A 2088-nucleotide genomic window follows, 5' to 3' on the forward strand; every position below is an offset into this window, starting at 1 on the left:
TCAAACGACGTGCCAATTTAGAGGCAGTCGCACGAAACCGACTTACTCTTTCCTGAGCAGTTATAGTTTCTTCCTGTGGTTGAGGAGAATAAATTTCAGACTCTACTAAAATAGGGGAAAATATAAATCCTGCAGTTGTATTGCTGCTAAAACCTGCTATGACACGAGACCAACTAGCAAAAGATTGAGCTTCGAGAGTAATAACTGGTACTTTGACTACATCGGTTAACTCCTCTTCTTCTTCTAACTCATCACCAATTTCCCATTCCGCTTTGAGTTGAGAGTTGAAAGTTCCGGGAGTCAGAGAGCTTAGTTGAGTAGAGATACCTTGAATTAAACCAGTGCGATGCCAAAGTCTTTCTGGAAATAATTGTAGAATTGTCAGTAAACCTCGATCGCCCCACAAACTCAGCAGTGGATAAATGGAACCATTTCGCCAGGAAATAGAAACACAGTCACTCACCAGTAATACTAAACGTTGCCCTCGTGGATGAATAATTTCTTTCGGGTTACGGGGACGTTGTTGTTTGTTTTTACTAATATTTGGAAATAGTTGTGCCTTGGTGCCATTCATTTCTAAACGCCACACTCGCACATCCCGAAATGCTCCATGGTATGCCAAAAATTCCTGAAGTTCCTGAATAGTTTGCTTCCAAATAATTGTAGAGTTACTTTCCTCAATGACTAATGCTAACTCCAACCATTTTTGAGGTGCTGGTTTGAGAATAGGTAGCCAGATTTTTTCATCGACAATACGTCGAACTGTGGTAGGTTCATCCAGGATTTTTTCTGTAGAGGAAGATATTTTCCGCATTAAAGGGCGTATTGCTCTAGCTAAAGCTAAGGTATTTCTCAAAGCAGGAGCAGCAGGAATTTTGATAGTTGTTCCAGTAGTGCTGGTTTTGGGAAGATATACTTCAGCAGCTTTTTCTTTTTTTGTCTGAGAAGCAGAAGTTTCTGGGATGGCTTTGCTTGCCAAAGATGGCGATTCTATTTGATGTTCAGGAAATGGTGGTTTTGGAAATTGAGCAGATGTAGATGTTTGTAGTGGTTTCCCACCTTCTATTTGCACAGCAAACCACAGAATTTCTGCCAACTCTCTACCAGTTAAGTCAGACTTGACTTTTTCAAGAATATTTTGCAGACGTTGTAGTTTTTCCTCTAGAGATATATCAGAACGAGAATCATTGTTTTGTGTCATAGCTCTTCAGAGTAGGTCAAATATTGGAGTATTTTTTCTACCAACTCTTCTCGTTTAGAATCCGATGGAGATTTTTCACCGCTCAATAGATAGATGGCATTTAATAATTGGTCTGTCGCTAACTGTCCTTTATTCCGTCGTTTGAGAAATATTTCAATTATATCTTCTGCCTTCTCAACAATATCTTCTCCTAAATGAGCTATAGCGATCGCTGTTAACTCATTTTTATCGGGTTCTTTCAACTCTAAGCACAAACATCGTCGCAGAAAAGCAGGGGGAAATTCCCGTTCTCCATTACTGGTCAAAATTACGAAAGGAAAAGCCCCACATTTTACATTTCCTAAAGTGATTTTAGCATACTTTTGGTCACTGGTTCTCACAGAAACTTCTGGAGGTAGGCGATCGGCGATGCGTGCCAATTCAAGAATTTCAAACCACCCTTCCTCAAATATATTTAATAAGTCATTGGGTAGGTCAATGTCACTTTTATCTATTTCGTCAATTATCAGTACCCGAGGATGCTCGCTAGAAATGAAAGCTGTGCCTAAAGGTCCTAATTGTATATATTTGCCAATCTCAGATAAATTATCTTTTCCCTGAGCATCTTGTAATCTACCAATAGCATCATATCGGTATAATCCTTCCTGGAGAGTAGAACGAGTAGTAATATTCCAACGTAATACTTCTCCTAGTTGCAATTCTTTGGCCACAGCATAAGCTAAGGAAGTTTTACCAGTACCTGGTTTACCTGTAACTAATAGAGGACGTCGCAGGTAAAGAGCAGCATTAACCAGGTCTATTTCTTCTCCCTTGGGTTTATAAGTAGCACCCCGTTGTTCTTTGCTATTGCTAAAGTCGCGCCAACTAGGGGGTTTAAGCATCTGCCT

The 2088-nt window shown here is 39.9% G+C and carries 2 protein-coding genes; both read right to left on the minus strand.

The features are described 5' to 3' along the window. Positions 1 to 1201, minus strand: a 1201-nt coding sequence (locus tag F6K13_RS30105) for an SAV_2336 N-terminal domain-related protein (protein WP_287289417.1), incomplete at its 3' end; no start/stop codon positions are given. Then, positions 1198 to 2088, minus strand: an 891-nt coding sequence (locus F6K13_RS30110; RefSeq protein ID WP_287289419.1) for a MoxR family ATPase, incomplete at its 5' end; no start/stop codon positions are given. The genes F6K13_RS30105 and F6K13_RS30110, both read right to left, overlap by 4 nt.

The sequence above is a fragment of the Okeania sp. SIO2B9 genome, assembly GCF_010672505.1.
GTDB classification, from domain to species: Bacteria; Cyanobacteriota; Cyanobacteriia; order Cyanobacteriales; family Microcoleaceae; genus Okeania; species Okeania hirsuta.